Origin of the sequence: Brotonthovivens ammoniilytica, assembly GCF_025566885.1 — a bacterium.
Classification (GTDB): Bacteria; Bacillota; Clostridia; order Lachnospirales; family Lachnospiraceae; genus Brotonthovivens; species Brotonthovivens ammoniilytica.
Genome location: NZ_JAOQJQ010000002.1, coordinates 217,413 through 232,799 on the forward strand (window position 1 = coordinate 217,413; position 15,387 = coordinate 232,799).

General features: G+C 40.8%; 17 protein-coding genes and 1 tRNA gene. 14 read left to right on the forward strand and 4 right to left on the reverse strand.

Annotated features, from left to right (window positions below; all coding sequences use genetic code 11):
• Positions 1 to 46: 46 nt before the first annotated feature.
• From OCV88_RS05500 to OCV88_RS05515, 4 genes are all read left to right on the forward strand, one after another.
• A complete protein-coding gene (locus tag OCV88_RS05500; RefSeq protein ID WP_158424577.1) occupies positions 47 to 1,510 on the forward strand; it encodes an FAD-dependent oxidoreductase in 1,464 nt (487 codons plus the stop codon).
• 165 nt (positions 1,511 to 1,675) lie between these two features.
• Positions 1,676 to 2,122: an RrF2 family transcriptional regulator gene (locus tag OCV88_RS05505; RefSeq protein WP_158424578.1), complete on the forward strand. Its 447-nt coding sequence runs from the start codon at positions 1,676 to 1,678 to the stop codon at positions 2,120 to 2,122.
• A gap of 129 nt (positions 2,123 to 2,251) precedes the next feature.
• Positions 2,252 to 2,325 (forward strand) — tRNA-Pro (locus OCV88_RS05510).
• Positions 2,326 to 2,620: 295 nt separating this feature from the next.
• Entirely contained in the window at positions 2,621 to 3,097 is a 477-nt protein-coding gene (locus OCV88_RS05515) for an NADH-quinone oxidoreductase subunit NuoE family protein (RefSeq protein WP_262590780.1), read from the forward strand.
• A gap of 573 nt (positions 3,098 to 3,670) precedes the next feature.
• On the opposite strand, the gene OCV88_RS05520 is transcribed toward OCV88_RS05515, so the two are convergent.
• Positions 3,671 to 5,077 (reverse strand): MATE family efflux transporter, encoded by a 1,407-nt coding sequence (locus OCV88_RS05520; RefSeq protein ID WP_158424580.1) that lies wholly within the window; start codon positions 5,075 to 5,077, stop codon positions 3,671 to 3,673.
• A 233-nt stretch (positions 5,078 to 5,310) separates the two neighbouring features.
• On the opposite strand from OCV88_RS05520, the gene OCV88_RS05525 reads away from it, so the two are divergent.
• Both OCV88_RS05525 and OCV88_RS05530 read left to right on the forward strand, forming a co-directional pair.
• A complete protein-coding gene (locus OCV88_RS05525; RefSeq protein WP_262590782.1) occupies positions 5,311 to 6,231 on the forward strand; it encodes a LysR substrate-binding domain-containing protein in 921 nt (306 codons plus the stop codon).
• 80 nt (positions 6,232 to 6,311) lie between these two features.
• Entirely contained in the window at positions 6,312 to 7,559 is a 1,248-nt protein-coding gene (locus tag OCV88_RS05530; protein ID WP_158424582.1) for a uroporphyrinogen decarboxylase family protein, read from the forward strand.
• 149 nt (positions 7,560 to 7,708) lie between these two features.
• Here the strand turns inward: OCV88_RS05530 and lpdD are convergent, their stop codons facing one another.
• Both lpdD and OCV88_RS05540 read right to left on the reverse strand, forming a co-directional pair.
• Positions 7,709 to 8,080, reverse strand: a complete 372-nt coding sequence (gene lpdD / locus OCV88_RS05535) for a prenylated flavin chaperone LpdD (RefSeq protein ID WP_158424583.1) — start codon at positions 8,078 to 8,080, stop codon at positions 7,709 to 7,711.
• 7 nt (positions 8,081 to 8,087) lie between these two features.
• Positions 8,088 to 8,501 carry a TOBE domain-containing protein gene (locus tag OCV88_RS05540; RefSeq protein ID WP_158424584.1) on the reverse strand — a complete coding sequence of 138 codons (414 nt, stop codon included), beginning with the start codon at positions 8,499 to 8,501 and terminating at the stop codon, positions 8,088 to 8,090.
• Between the two features lie 212 nt (positions 8,502 to 8,713).
• Between OCV88_RS05540 and OCV88_RS05545 the strand changes: the two genes are divergently transcribed.
• The 3 genes from OCV88_RS05545 (at position 8,714) to OCV88_RS05555 (ending at position 10,038) form a co-directional block, all read left to right on the forward strand.
• Positions 8,714 to 9,118 carry a hypothetical protein gene (locus tag OCV88_RS05545; RefSeq protein ID WP_158424585.1) on the forward strand — a complete coding sequence of 135 codons (405 nt, stop codon included), beginning with the start codon at positions 8,714 to 8,716 and terminating at the stop codon, positions 9,116 to 9,118.
• A gap of 29 nt (positions 9,119 to 9,147) precedes the next feature.
• On the forward strand, positions 9,148 to 9,468 hold the full coding sequence (locus OCV88_RS05550) for a DUF3837 family protein (protein WP_158424586.1): 321 nt from the start codon (positions 9,148 to 9,150) through the stop codon (positions 9,466 to 9,468).
• A 126-nt stretch (positions 9,469 to 9,594) separates the two neighbouring features.
• Positions 9,595 to 10,038: an Hsp20/alpha crystallin family protein gene (locus OCV88_RS05555; protein ID WP_158424587.1), complete on the forward strand. Its 444-nt coding sequence runs from the start codon at positions 9,595 to 9,597 to the stop codon at positions 10,036 to 10,038.
• Between the two features lie 131 nt (positions 10,039 to 10,169).
• On the opposite strand, the gene OCV88_RS05560 is transcribed toward OCV88_RS05555, so the two are convergent.
• Positions 10,170 to 10,370, reverse strand: a complete 201-nt coding sequence (locus OCV88_RS05560) for a hypothetical protein (RefSeq protein WP_158424588.1) — start codon at positions 10,368 to 10,370, stop codon at positions 10,170 to 10,172.
• Positions 10,371 to 10,573: 203 nt separating this feature from the next.
• Here OCV88_RS05560 and OCV88_RS05565 point away from each other — a divergent pair, with 203 nt between their 5' ends.
• From OCV88_RS05565 to cysK, 5 genes are all read left to right on the forward strand, one after another.
• Positions 10,574 to 11,134 (forward strand): NUDIX hydrolase, encoded by a 561-nt coding sequence (locus tag OCV88_RS05565; protein WP_158424589.1) that lies wholly within the window; start codon positions 10,574 to 10,576, stop codon positions 11,132 to 11,134.
• Positions 11,135 to 11,144: 10 nt separating this feature from the next.
• Positions 11,145 to 12,278: a DUF3878 family protein gene (locus tag OCV88_RS05570; RefSeq protein ID WP_158424590.1), complete on the forward strand. Its 1,134-nt coding sequence runs from the start codon at positions 11,145 to 11,147 to the stop codon at positions 12,276 to 12,278.
• A 180-nt stretch (positions 12,279 to 12,458) separates the two neighbouring features.
• On the forward strand, positions 12,459 to 12,869 hold the full coding sequence (locus OCV88_RS05575) for an RrF2 family transcriptional regulator (protein ID WP_158424591.1): 411 nt from the start codon (positions 12,459 to 12,461) through the stop codon (positions 12,867 to 12,869).
• Between the two features lie 154 nt (positions 12,870 to 13,023).
• Positions 13,024 to 14,313, forward strand: a complete 1,290-nt coding sequence (locus tag OCV88_RS05580) for an O-acetylhomoserine aminocarboxypropyltransferase/cysteine synthase family protein (protein ID WP_158424592.1) — start codon at positions 13,024 to 13,026, stop codon at positions 14,311 to 14,313.
• A 16-nt stretch (positions 14,314 to 14,329) separates the two neighbouring features.
• A complete protein-coding gene (gene cysK / locus OCV88_RS05585; protein WP_158424593.1) occupies positions 14,330 to 15,262 on the forward strand; it encodes a cysteine synthase A in 933 nt (310 codons plus the stop codon).
• The last annotated feature ends 125 nt before the right edge of the window (positions 15,263 to 15,387 follow it).

Consider the following 15,387-nt stretch of genomic DNA (forward strand, 5'->3'; position numbering starts at 1 on the left):
ATATGAAAACTATAAATGAGACAACAGGAAGCAGGAGGTATGCAAAATGAAGAAAATGGAAGCAGATGTTGTAGTTGTAGCGGCAGGACCGGCAGGGCTGGCAGCGGCAATCACAGCGGGGGAAAATGATTTGAAAGCAATTGTATTTGAGAAAGCAAATACAACCGGCGGTGCGGCTAATATGGGTATGGGCCCTCTTGGCATCGGCACTAAAATCCAAAAGAAAGAGTTTAAAGATTTAACCTTAGAAGAAGCGTATGATATTCATATGAAATATACGCACTATCGTGTAGATGGAGATCTCGTACAGACATATTTTGAAAAATCAGCAGACACAATTGAATGGCTTGAGGATATGGGAGTAGAATTTGCAGGAGCATTTAAGTATTTTACAGAATCTGCTGCAACCTGGCATATTGTAAAGCCGGAAAATGGTGTAATAGGTCCTCGTGCGGCCGGTCCCATGGTTCGTATTATGACGGAAAAGGCAAAAGAACTTGGCGCTGAAATTTATCTGGAAACACCTGTAAAAAGTTTGATTATGGAAGATGGAAAATGCGTGGGCGTTATAGCAGCAGATAAAGATGGCGAAGAAATTGAGGCTCGTGCCAAAGCGGTTGTAGTTGCTACCGGCGGATTTGGTACAAATCCGGAAATGATAAAGAATGAATTCGGCCTTGATCTGTGGAAAAACTTTTTCCCGTTTAATGTACCCGGAACCAACGGTGAGGGCCTGAATATGATGTGGGATGCAGGTGCTATGAAATGGGGCGCAAATATAGAAATGATTTTCCAGATGAAAGACAATATGTCACATTTTATTCTGGATGCGTGTTTCCGTCAGCCGGCACTGTTGGTAAATCAAAAAGGTTTCCGTTTCCTGGATGAAGGTCAGATGGGAAATACAACATTTACAGGAAATGCAATTAATCTGCAGCCTGGCAAATGTGCTTACTGTATTATGGACCGTAACCTTATTAAATATTATGCAAAGAACGGACCTGATATTTTTGATATCGTACATCCGGAGGAATGTTTCTTTGAATTTGAAAATGCAGCAAAAGAAGCTGTTGAGACCGGGTATGACGGTTATTTTGAAGCAGATACCATTGAAGAGCTTGCAGAAAAAATGGGAATTGATCCGGATACATTAGCTGAGACGCTGGAAGATTACAATGATATGTGCGATGAAAATATGGATACACAGTTCCATAAAGATCCAAGATATCTTCATGCAATTTCAGGACGTAAAGGTGGTTTTATTGCTGTACGGTTCTATATTGCAGCATATGGTACGATCGGCGGAGTCCGTACCAACAAATATGGAGAGGTTTTAAATTGCGATCAGGAGGCGATTCCGGGGCTTTACAGTGCAGGCTCTGACTGCAATACAATTTACGGAGACAGCTATAATTTTACTCTGCCTGGAAACACCATGGGCTTTGCGATCAATTCCGGTCGTATGGCAGCAGAGTCCATTGCAGATTATATTGAAGAGCTGGAAGATTAATAATTAAAAGAAACAATCTGGTATTTATTGGATTGTTTCTTTTTTTTGAGAGGAATTTTTGGAGGAAAAGGCTGGCTAAACATTGTAATTTGTCATCAGGAACTATATAATAATATTATATGTGAAGTTTTATAAGGCTTGGCAGTTAACTGGGAGGAATGGGAAATGAAGGTATCCACAAAAGGCAGATATGCTTTACGTTTAATGGTTGATCTGGGTATGCACGGGCAGGAGAATTTTGTGTCATTAAAGGATATTTCAGGCAGACAGAATATTTCGATTAAATATCTGGAACAGATAGTGACTCCTCTGAATCGTGCGGGGCTGGTTCGAAGTGCGCGGGGTGCTCAGGGAGGATATCGACTGGCAAAAGCAGCAAAGGATTATACAGCAGGGCAGATTCTGCGGGCAATTGAAGGCAGTATGGCGCCTATTGCATGTTTGGAATATGATACAAATGAATGTGCTCACTATGACCAGTGTGCTACCATTGAGTTCTGGGAGGGCATGGATAAAGTAATTACCGATTATGTTAACAGCGTGACATTAAAACAGCTCATTGACTCATATATTGCCCGGCTGAAAAAAAGCGGACTAGCTTTGGAGGATTAAAACGAAGTATAACCCGGACGATGAATTAAATTGCAATATTTTGAAAAATAATATAGACAACCTGGAAAAATTATGATAAGATAATCCGAGTGAAAAGCACAATCTTAAATTGTGCTTTTTCGTTGGAAACGATGCGTGGCTCAGCTTGGTAGAGCGCTGCGTTCGGGACGCAGAGGTCGCAGGTTCAAATCCTGTCGCATCGACTCTATAAGCCTTGTAAAGTCAAGGCTTTTTCTATTTCGTGTTGCATGTCATGATGCATGAAATACAAAATTGAATTAAAAAATGCTTGGCAGGGGCGCCGGAACCTTTTTCTTTTGATTGGGTTCCGGTCTTTTTTTTCGCTATGGGAAATACCGTGTTGTGATAAAGCCGAAAAGTACCGATTCCCATAGAGTAAAAACGCTCCGCTGTGGCAGGATTCTTTGTTATATGGGACGGATAAATTGTCTCATAATAGCAGAAACTGTATTTATAAACCATGAAGGGATAAAAAATATGAACAAAGCGGAAAAATTAGATGACATTTATTCATGCTACAAAGAAATGAGATCTGCCGCATCCCAGGAAGTGCTTGTGGAACTGCTGCGGGAACTGCAGGAGGTACAGGGATTTATAGATGCTCAGATGATAGAGCGGGCAGCGGCCGTAACTGGTTTTAAGCCGGTTGTGGCAGAAACTATTGTAAAGCGTTATCCCAGCTTAAAAGCGGCGCCATATAAACACAAAGTTGTTGTATGTACAGGCAGGAACTGTTCTCAGAAGGGAAATCATATCTTGCTGTCTAAGTTGAAGAAAAGCCTTGGTGTTGATAAAAATGGAATTTCCAAAGATAAGCGCATTTATCTTACAACAGTAAATTGTCTGCGAAACTGCCTTCAGGCGCCCAATATTATGATAGATGGAATCGTATATTCAGGGCTGGACTGCAGTGAAATATGTGATATGCTGGCTGAAGATAAAAAGAAAATTTAAAGAAGAACAATATAAAGACTGTTAAAATGAAAAAAAGTTTAAAATTATCAGAAAATATATTGACAAAGCATGTTAATGTATGTATAATAAAATCATCAAAAAGATAACTAATAGATTTAACAAAGAACTTGAAAAAGACAACCTGATAAATTTATTCGATATCTTTTTACACTTGCTAAAGGAGGAGCAGTCCATTGAAATAGTTAGCTAATATTCAAAAACTGTAGAGATCAGGAGGATGTTCCAATGGGACGTTAAGTAAAAATCACAAAGTTAGTACAGGGATTTTGGTTACTTCAGGGAGTGATTATATGAAAGGCAGAGGACCATAGAACTTTAACAAGTAAATAGCAGAAAGGGAGGTTATATAGTGAAACTTCAATTTAACAGTTAAGAGAGCTATCTGATGACGAGAAAGTCAGGTAGCTCTTTTTTGTGTGTATCACAAACGGTATCTTAGCTCTTGATTTTCTGTCCGTGTAAAAAAGGATACTGCTGAATCGTCTAAAATAACGATGTTACAGTATCCTTGAAGGTCGATGGAATTTGTTTTTTAAGAAATAATTTTTATATTTATTTAGATTCCTGTTCTAGTTGAGCTGCAGTCTGGTTCATATGTCTTAGTTCTTTTGTGATTAGTAAAACTGCAACAATAAAAGCGGCGATATCTGCGATAGGTGCTGAATATAAAATGCCCTCAATTCCAAATTTGATTGGAAGAATTAAAATCAGTGGAATTAAAAACAATACCTGTCTGGTGAGCGAGAGAAACAGACCCTTCATTGCTTTACCAATTGCTGTAAAGAAATTGGCAGATAGGATCTGGATGCCAAGAACTGGAACCATAAATAAGAAGGTCCTCATAAATTTTACTGCAAATTCCATATATTCGGGACTTCCACTGCCAAAAATAGAAATAACCGGTTCCGGGAAAAACTGAAAAATAATAAATCCGATACTGCAGATGATGAGTGCACAGCAGATAGCCAGTTTATAAATTCCTTTTACACGTGGATATTTTTTTGCGCCATAATTAAATCCAATAATTGGCTGGCATCCTTGGGCGATGCCGATAATAATGGATACCAGTACGGCGTTAACTTTCATAACAATTCCACAGCAGGCCAGCGGGATATCAGTACCATAAACAGACATGGCACCGTAATAGGTAAGACTGTTGTTAAAAACGATCTGGACAAGAGTTAAGGCCAGCTGATTAAAGCTGTTGCTCATACCCAGAGGAATGATCTGTCTGCAGATGGAACCCTTTAGACGAAAATATTTTTTCTTCAGATGAATGTTTCTGAATTTTGGTATGTATAACAGTGCCATAATACAGGAAGCGGCCTGTCCAATAATGGTAGCCAGTGCAGCGCCTCCGATTCCCATATCAAAAACAAAAATAAATATGGGATCTAAAATAGTGTTAATAATAGCCCCTAATAACATAGTAACCATGGAATACTTAGGACTGCCGTCAGCTCTGGCAAGGTTACTTAGACCGTTGGTGATAATCAGAAGCGGCATACCAAAAGCAGTGATACGGGTGTAAGTAACCGCATATGGGAGAACATCTGGTGTGGAACCAAAGATATTCAGCATTGGCACAATAAAAATCTGTATGATAACAAGGTAAACAACGCCGCACAGAATCATCAGCGTAATGGCATTTCCAGTTGAATGTTCTGCCTTTTCTTTATTTCCCGCTCCAAGCTCCAGGGAAAAACGTGCGGCCCCTCCAATTCCGATGAGCAGCGCAATGGCGAGGCAGATTGTAGTCAGCGGGTAAGCCACATTGGTAGCTGCATTGCCAAGATATCCAACGCCCTGGCCGATAAAAATCTGATCTACAATATTGTATAAGGATGTGACCAGCATGGCGATTACACTTGGAATGGCAAAGTTTCTTAAAAGTTTTGGAAGTTTTTCATATCCCAGGGGATTTTGAGTGCTGTCCGAGACAGCTGCTGTATTTGTCATAATGCACCTCTCTTAATGTAATATTTATTCCGGGTAGTAAGTAATGCAGCGGGCAAAAGGAACGGTTATGTATATCCCGCATTTTTTTATAATACAAACGTATTTTCTATTATAAAGAAAAGAGTTTGCCTTCGCAAGCGGATTGCCAGAAATAATTGTTCTGCCTTTGTTCTGCTCTTCTTAGAATATGTTACAATACTGTTGGACATAAAAAATGAATGGGGGATTCTTTTATGACAATTTTGCAGATAAAATGGTTTCTGACGGCTGCAGAGAGCCTTAACTTTTCAAAAGCGGCAGATCAGCTGGAAATTTCGCAGCCTACATTAAGCCGGCAGATCGCAAATATTGAGAACGAGCTGAATTTGCTGCTGTTTCTCCGGGATGGCAGGAAGATGAAATTGACACCTGCAGGCAGAGCGTTAGCAGACACCTGGAAGGTTATTTATGAAAATTACTATACGGCAGTGGAACAGGCGCAGAATATTCAGAAAGGCATCAGCGGTTCATTAAAGATAGGTGTTCTTCACGGAACGTATGTAGCAGATTTTATGCCAGCTATTATTGAGTTTTTTCGAGCACACCACCCTGATGTGGAGATTGCGTTATCATATGATTCCTTCCGGGCACTTCAGAATAAAATATACAGCGGTAAACTGGATATTGCATTTACGGTTTTATTTAATATACGAAAGAAGGAATATCTGCTTTATAAATATGTAGAACATTCTATGGATTATATTTTAATGCATAAAGATCATCCTCTGGCTGTCAGAGAAGAATTAAGTCTTTCTGACTGCAGAGATGAAACATTTGTGATGATTTCAACGGATGACTGCCCGGAATCTTCTTCGTACATTATTAATGCATGTCATAAAGAAAATTTTTATCCAAGGATAGTCTATGCGCCTACATTGTATGATTTGATGTTGAATGTGGAAGCGGGAAAGGGGATTACGATACTGGACACCCGGAATATGCTGAGATTAAATCCGTTTATAAAATCGTTTCCGTTAAAGCAGGATATATGGGACCCTGGGCTGGTGGCTGTATGGAATCAGTCCAATTATAATCCTGCGATTCCGGTATTTATGGCTCAGCTTGACAAGTGCTCGAAAGGGATGAATGAGGTTTTCTATACGAAATCCGTATAGAAGTATGGCAGAATGCCTATAGTTTCCCTGAACTGATTATGACATACTGAAATCAGAAAAAAAGGGAGGTTTTTGAAAACATGGAACATATTCATCCAAAATTTGCAGAACGATCTCAGCTTCTTGATGACACCATTGCATGTCGAAGAACGGACCGGGTAATGGCAGCTCCGTTTTATACCTATCTGCCGATTCTGCTCTACAAAGAAACCAGTATTAAAGATACGATAGCGGACTGGAGGAATGCGATACCATCGTATTACCGGTATCATGAAGAGTTTCAGCCGGATCTGGCATATGGTCCGGAAGCTATTTTTCCGGGTAAGCCTCTAGAGGCTCTTGACTGTAAATTCGTACGCTGGCCCGGAAAACATTTTCCTGATGATAATCTTGGATTTCAGGTTCCTGATCAGGAATATATGGCGCAGGAGGAATATTTGGAATATGCGGAGGACCCAACCGGATTTCTAATGAAAAAGATACTGCCCCGCCAATTTGGGAAACTGAAGGGATTTGGGCTTTTGGATTTTTCGATGGCAATTTGGCATGGGATGCTTTATTCCACGCTGCCGGCTGTGGATGCGTCTGTAAAAGAGGCATTTGATGCGGTAATTGCCTGCGGAAAAGTAATGAATGAACAAGCTGCGGCAGATGGTCTGTTTTATCAGACTATGATGGAGAAGGGATTTCCGTCGGGGGCGGATCTGGTAACATCTGCGCCGTTTGATATATTTAATGATACTCTCAGAGGATTTTTGAATGTATCTATGGATATGTATGAATGTCCTGACGAGCTTTTAGCGGCGGTCCGTGCAGCTGAAAAAGTTCAGGTCAGATATCTGAGAAATACGATAAATGCAAGGCCGATTCGAATTATTGGATTTATGCTGCATAACGGATATGATATGTTTATGAGCCGGGAGCAGTTTGAGACGTTTTACTGGCCGGGGTTAAAGGCATGTATAGATGTCTGCGTTGAAAATAATGTAATTCCGTGGATTTATGTGGAAGACAGTTATATGTCCAAATTGGACATTATTGAAAGGGATGTACCGGAGCACAAGGTTATGTTTACTTTTACCGGAACCAATGATATGAAGGCTGTTAAGGAGCGGTTTGGCGGAAAATACTGTTTGAAAGGCGGTTTGCTGGGCAGTGTCTTGGAGTACGGAACCCAGGAGGATGTAAAGAAAATGGTGAGAGAGGCTATTGATATTTATGCTCCCGGAGGAGGATTTATTCTGGATACAGATGTGACGTTGGATAATGCCAAGCCGGAAAACTTAAGAGTATTGTTTGATACGGCGAGAGATTACATGAAATACTGATTTTAGAAGAAAAGAAGATTTTCCCATATGTTCTGCCGGGACTGTTCCTGTGGAGTAAAGAGGAGGAGCAGCCTAAATGTAAAAGGGTACAAACACTTGTCATGCGGATGCGTGTTTGTACCCTTTTGCTGTTCCTGGATAAATTTTGATTATCTCAGATACTTTTCAAGAAAAAGTTCTGCTGCTTTTACTGTATTGTCAATCAGAACTTTCAGATCGCTGCCTGTGGCATTATCAATATGAACGCCTGCTGTTGCAGAGACCAGCTCTCCGGTTTGCCGGCAGATCATATCCGCAGCTTTTTCTGCCAGAAAGCGGTCTTTATGGCCGGGACCTGTCAGCAGGCTGACGTCACAGGTTTTTTCTCCGGTTGCTGCATTAAGGGATGGAACGGCAAGTGCTACAGCTCCAACATGGGGGCTGTCTCCGCCGGTAATCCGCAGCGTGATACCCTTCTGCTCCGTTACAAGGGCGTCGATGACAATCATATATTTATCTTTTCCGTATGTTGTGGTAATCATAAAAGAATTATGCGCCAACCATAACAGAAGTAGCTTTTATAACAGCTTTTGCTTCTTTACCTGCTGCAAGGCCAAGCTCTTTCACTGCGGACATAGAAATTGTGGAAGAAATGATAACGTCATCAGCAATCTGTAATTTTACAATTGCATTTACAGCTCCTTCTTCAATCTCAACAATTTTACCTGGCAGCTGATTGCGGGCGCTAAGTTTTAAGTCTCCCAGTCCAATCATAACAGAAGTAGCTTTAATAATTGCTGTAGCTTCTTTTCCTTCTGTCAGTTTTAGGTCGTTTACTGCATCCAGTGAAATGGTGGATGAGATGGTTAAGCCATTTGCCACGGAAAGTTTAACGATGGCATTTACAGCACCTTTGTCGATAGATGTAATTGTTCCTTTAAGCTGGTTTCTTGCACTAATCATGTGATGATACCTCCTGAGTATTGTAGTTTGTACAAGTAAAGTTAACTTGTCTCTTTTTATAGTATACCATTAATTTTCAAATAGTTACCATAAAATTGAAGATATCAATCTGATTTTTAAATAATACCCTTGCTGGTAAGGCGGTTTTATTGACAATTTGTTTTTATTCACCTAGGATAGAGTACAAAAGCAGCAGGCAGAAAGGGAAATTCATGAGAAATAAATCAAAGCGTAAAAAAATAGGACAAAGGAAAAGTGTGCAAAAGCAGATACCACGTCAGTGGTTTTATATGTCAGAACATGTAGTTTCTGCCAGAAATATATATAAGATTTATGAAGATAGGGATGAGATCGACGCAGAACTGTGGGAAGCGGCCGGTGTTGTTGAATTAACGCTTCCGGATGGGACGTTTATAGATTTTGAAGATAACGGGACGGAGCTTAAAGATGTGTATAGCTGCAGATTCTTAAAGGAGCATCAGATTGTGTCTCTGTTTTATGTTACGGTGGGATCTGACAATTTTGATGCTGTGAAAAAGGAAATGCAGAGAGTTACTCAGCTGGCAGGAGGTTTTTTCTGTGGAGATACAGAAGATTTTCAGCCTGTAGTCAAATAATCGCGGGAATATAAAGGGGATAATAATATATGGTACAGTCAATTGCGCGTTACGCGGTAATCAGAAAAACAAGAAAGGATGTCAACATACTCACTGGGAACTATGAGGCGGCCTATGCTATTGGAATTTTATCTAATATTTTGCAGACCTTACCGGATATGGAGCTGAAATCTGTAACAAAGCTAAGACAGCAGCTGCTGGAGAAGCTAGAAGGGTATCAGCCGGGGAATCAGCAGGAGGATGTTTTAATCCAGATGCTTCGGGAATATAAGCCGTCAGATCAATGGGATGAAGATGTAGAAGCAATGCTGAAATGGGGACTGGAAGAAAATCGGATCTGGGAATTATAAAAAATCAGCACTCACCTCTTGACAGTGCTGATTAAAAGTTATATAACATATATAACAAAAGAAAAATGATTAAAAGATAAATCCATGGATAGTATAGTTAATATCAAGAAGAAAGAAGGTATCTATATGTTAAGACCAGGTGTTTATTCAGATAATTTTGTTGAGAATTTGTTTGATGAATTTTTCAGGGATCCGTTTTTTAGCACTGGTAAGATAAGAAGTGTAGATAAAATGCGCACGGACATTCAGGATTTGGAAGACAGGTATCAGATTGAGATGGATCTGCCCGGATTTTCCAGGGAAGATGTCAGAGCTGAACTAAAAGGCGGTTATCTGACAATCAGGGCCAGCAGGGCAAATACAAAAGAAGATCAGGAGGATGGCTGCCGTTATATCCGAAGGGAGCGTTATTCCGGACATTACCAGAGAAGCTTTTTTGTGGGCGATGCAGTAACTCAGGATGATATTAAAGCGAAATTTAAAGATGGAGTGTTGACTCTGCAGGTTCCCAAAATGGAGAAAAAGCCACAGGTGGATGAGACGAAATATATTTCTATTGAAGGTGAATAAGCAGATGATATTGCGGCCGTGTCAGGATTGCCGGATTTGAAAGCAAGATAAAAGGTGAGACGCGCATGCACAGCTAATAAGAGGACATCGTTTAGAGCCGCCTTACATGGGGGTGAAGCGATGTCCTTTTATTATACTGCCTGTTTTCTTCGCCTTTGAACCGAATAATATGGGCATTGAACAATAGAACAGCGGAAACTCTGTTTGCAGCTGCGACAGCAGTCCTGGCAGATTTCATTATATTGTATCTGATGATGTTCGTTCATCAGGAAATCTGCATCAGATAGTGCAATTCCATAAAGATATTCTGTTAAATCTAATTGTTCATACATAAGAAGTATCCTTTCTCTTCCATAATTTAAAATGAAAGTAAAACATACTGTTACAGAAATTTTCATATTCCAGTTATATTTTATAAAATAAAGCAGATTTTCAGGATAATTATACCATAGAAATGTTTTTGTGGTAAAATTATTTTTATGGTATACGAAGGGCCGAATGTATTAGAATTTTTATGGAGAACAGGAGAGAGGCTATGAAGTTTAAAAATATAAATAAGTTAAATGAAGGAGCATATATAACCCGCTATGATATCACTTATGAAACTAAGGCAGGGGGAGAAAAGGTTTATGAGATGATAAGCAGGGATAAGAATATAAAGGATCAGGGCGGTCTGCTGAAGGAGGGGGCAGATGCGGTTGTATTAATTATACATGATGAGAGTGGTGAAAAAATACTTTTGAATCGTGAATACCGTATGGCGGCAGGGCGCTGGGTGTATAATTTTCCGGCGGGACTGATTGAACCGGGAGAAAGTCCCCAGGAAAGCGCAGAACGGGAACTTTGGGAAGAGACGGGATTAAAGCTGCTGCATATAGATGACTGGATGTTTGAAAGTTACAGTGCAGTAGGATTTTCCAATGAAAAAAATGTATGTGTTGTGGGGACTGCAGCAGGAACGTTTGCTGAAAGTACAGATCCCACAGAAGAAATTAAGGCGGGATGGTATACAAAAGAAGCTGTTGGCAGTCTGTTAAAAGATCAGCATTTCGCAGCCAGGACACAGGCTTATTGCTACCTGTGGTCCAGGCAGTAAGAGGGAGTGAATGAACCAGACAGAGTTTGAAAAATATAAAAAATATCTTCCCGGTATGACAAAGGATTGTTCTAAAGAATTTTTAAAACTTGCCCGTATCATACAAGAGCAGGTGCTGGATATCTGGAAAGGAGAGGATCAGAATTATTATGCAGCGTTTGTGATGAATGATTCGGTAGAAAGCTTTCTGATATTTGAGGACGCCGTAATGACCGGTGTATTTGAGAAGGATATCACAGAGGAGACGACAGCAGCTCTTTCAGTGGAGGAGGAAAGCTATGTCCTGGCAGTACGGCAGGGAAATAGAAATAGTTTTACTCTGCGTTTTAGAGAACTTGCTTTTCGGATTCAGACATATCAGTATCATGAGGTTGTCCACGTTTGGGTAAAAGGTGAAGAGCATCTGCGGCAGTTGGTATATCAGCTTGGAATTATAAAAGATAAAGCGGAGTTTTTACCCAGGGATTGCTGCAGCAGAAAGGAACGCCAGCTGATCAAGCTGTTGGAATTCGCACCACTGCGCGGCTGGTATTTTGTTCCCTGGGAAGAAGACAGCGTGTTTGAATCAACGGATGCGGGGATAGATGCATTCTTGGAATTTGCAGATCTTGCCAATGACGATATACTGAAGCGGCAGGTTTTAAAGTATCAAAGGTGCAGCAAAGGCAGGCAGAGACAGAGACGCAGGCTGGAGAAACGCATTCATTGTATGCTGAATCAGTCAGAGCATTTACCGGTATATGAGCTGCTTAGGGAAGAATTAGATGAGGCATCAAAAGTCTATGAAAAACGGAGCTTCGGAGCTGCAAAGGACCACATTATAGAACAAAAGCGTATAGAAATTGCAGAATTGTTTGAAGAAAATGGGTTTCATGGGATATATCCATGGTTTTATAAAACGGAGGAGAAGATTAATATATCCTGCAGAATATACGAGGAGCAGCCCTTTGTAAATGGCGGAACGAGCCAGTACCGCTTTTATTATTTCTGGTCTGAAACAGAACAGAATCAAAAAAAGGATCGCGCCTTCCATATAAATGAAGGATTTTTCCAGGGGGCCGGCCGGGTAAATAAAATCCAGGCGGAGGATATATCCTGGGAAAATCTTAAACACGATATGATAAAAAATGTAAATAAGATATAAGAAAAGGACAGCGATTCACCATAAACGGAAGGGGCTGTCCTTTATTTGTGTTATATGCATTTACAGCTCTTCTAAAAGCTGTACCTGATATCCGTCAGGGTCATTGATAAAGGAGGCATATTGACAGAATAACAACAATAACCTATAATTTTTGTATGAATTAGAAGGAGAGGTGAAATTATGCTAATCTCAACAAAGGGAAGATATGCACTGCGTATTATGATAGATCTTGCTCAGCATCAGAATGAGGGATATATTCCACTGAAAGATATCGCCATGCGTCAGGAAATTTCGGAAAAATATTTGGAAAGTATTATTTCAACATTGAGTAAAGGCCGGTTCGTATCAGGTATCCGCGGCAAGGGCGGGGGATATAAGCTTACTAGAAAGATAGAAGATTATACCGTTGGCAGTATTGTAGAACTTACAGATAAGACACTTTCGCCGGTTTCATGTCTGGAGCATAAAGAAAATTACTGTGAACGTGCACCTCAATGTAAAACGCTTCCTGTGTGGGAAAAACTGGATCAACTGATACATGACTATTTAAATAGTGTTACATTAAAGGATGTTTTGGAAGGTAATGTATAAAAACCTATTGACAAAGTAGGGATATAAGATTATATTATAATGCATGAAACATATAAAACAGATAGGAATAGTGTAAAATCAAAAACAGAAATTATCATCTAAAGCATGAATAGTTCCGGAGGATTTTGCATTACCGGAAAAGGAGAGTTGAAAAATGGATGGAAGAGATTACAAATTTGAGACACTACAGCTTCATGTTGGGCAGGAACAGCCAGATCCGGCGACGGATGCGCGTGCTGTGCCTATTTATGCGACCACTTCTTATGTGTTTAAAGATTCCGATCAGGCGGCTAACCGGTTTGGACTGCGGGAAGGGGGAAATATCTATACAAGACTGATGAATCCAACATCAGATGTATTTGAACAAAGGATGGCAGCCTTAGAAGGCGGTGCGGCGGCGTTGGCTACGGCCAGCGGTTCAGCGGCAATTACCTATGCAGTTCAGAATATTGCCCGGGCAGGCGATCATATTGTATCTTCTACAAATCTCTATGGAGGAACTTACAATTTGTTTGCAAATACTCTAAAGGAGCAGGGAATCAGCACTACCTTTGCAGATCCGTCCAATCCGGCGAATTTTGAAAACGCAATCAAAGAAAATACAAAATTATTATATGCGGAAACCCTCGGGAATCCAAACTCGGATGTCCTGGATCTGGAAGCTGTATCAGAAATTGCTCACAGACATGGAATCCCGCTTATTGTGGACAGTACATTTGCAACGCCGTATCTGCTTCGGCCTATAGAGCATGGAGCAGATGTTGTAGTGCACTCGGCCACAAAATTTATCGGTGGACATGGTACGGTTATGGGAGGAGTAATTGTAGACTCAGGAAGGTTTGACTGGGCCGGGAATGATAAGTTTCCGGGACTTTCACAACCAAATCCGTCTTATCATGGGGTTGTTTTTACAGAAGCATGCAAAAATCTTGCATATATTATGAAGATAAGAACTACTTTAATGAGAGATCAGGGTGCAGCGATTTCACCATTTAATTCTTTTCTCCTTCTTCAGGGGCTGGAAACATTATCACTGAGAGTTGAACGCCATGTGGAGAATGCATTAAAGGTTGTAGATTACTTAAAACAGCATCCGCAGGTGGAAAAGGTAAACCATCCGTCTCTGGCAGAGGGAAGGGCGTTAGAACTCTACCGGACCTATTTCCCCAAAGGCGCTGCATCCATTTTCACTTTTGAAATAAAAGGCGGCAGCCGGGAAGCAAAAAAGTTTACAGAAAGTCTGAAACTGTTTTCTCTGCTGGCAAATGTAGCAGATGTAAAATCGCTGGTAATCCATCCGGCCTCCACCACTCATTCCCAGTTATCAGACCAGGAGCTTTTGGCTTGCGGAATCAAGCCAAATACGGTACGGCTTTCTATTGGAACAGAACATATAGATGATATTATTGCTGATCTGGAACAGGGATTTTTGGCAGTAAAATAAAAGGAGTGTGAATGACATGTCTGAAATTTATACATCAATTGACCAGCTGGTAGGAAAAACACCACTGCTGGAACTGACACATATAGAAAAAGAATACAATTTAGAGGCCAGAATACTGGCAAAGCTGGAATACTTTAATCCAGCGGGCTCTGTGAAAGACAGAATAGCAAAAGCTATGATTGATGAGGCAGAACAGAAGGGACAGTTAAAGCCTGGCAGTGTGATTATTGAGCCTACTTCCGGAAATACGGGAATCGGGCTGGCGTCTGTTGCAGCTGCCAGGGGCTACCAGATTATCATCGTTATGCCGGAAACCATGTCTGTGGAACGGCGGAAACTGATGATGGCGTATGGCGCGCGGCTGGTTTTAACAGAAGGTGCAAAGGGCATGAAAGGAGCCATCGAAAAGGCGAAAGAGCTGGCGGAGGAAATCCCCGGAAGTTTTATCCCGGGACAGTTTGTAAATCCGGCTAATCCGGAGATTCACAGGAAAACAACGGGACCGGAAATTTATAAAGATACGGACGGAAAAATAGATATATTTGTGGCAGGCATAGGAACTGGCGGAACAATAACCGGTGTCGGCCAGTACTTAAAAGCTGCAAACCCTCGTATTCAGGTAGTTGCAGTAGAGCCGAAAGATTCACCGGTTTTATCTGCCGGTGTGTCGGGAAGTCATAAAATTCAGGGAATTGGGGCCGGTTTTGTGCCGGAGGTACTAGACCAGGAAGTTTATGATGAAATTATTACTGTTGATAATGAAGATGCTTTTTCAACAGGACGTGAGATCGGGAAAAAAGAAGGTGTGTTAGTAGGAATTTCTTCAGGAGCTGCTTTATGGGCAGCAGTATCCTTAGCAAAACGCCCGGAAAACAAGGGAAAAACAATTGTAGCTTTGCTTGCGGATACCGGAGAGAGATATCTTTCAACACCATTATTTGAAGAATAGACGATTCTCAATGGTATTTGTAAACAAGGAAATTTTCTTATTATTGGAAATAAATCTTATCCCCCTATATCTGAAAAGAGATCGCACCAGTCTGCTTGAATGGTACGATCTCTTTTTGATGTGGA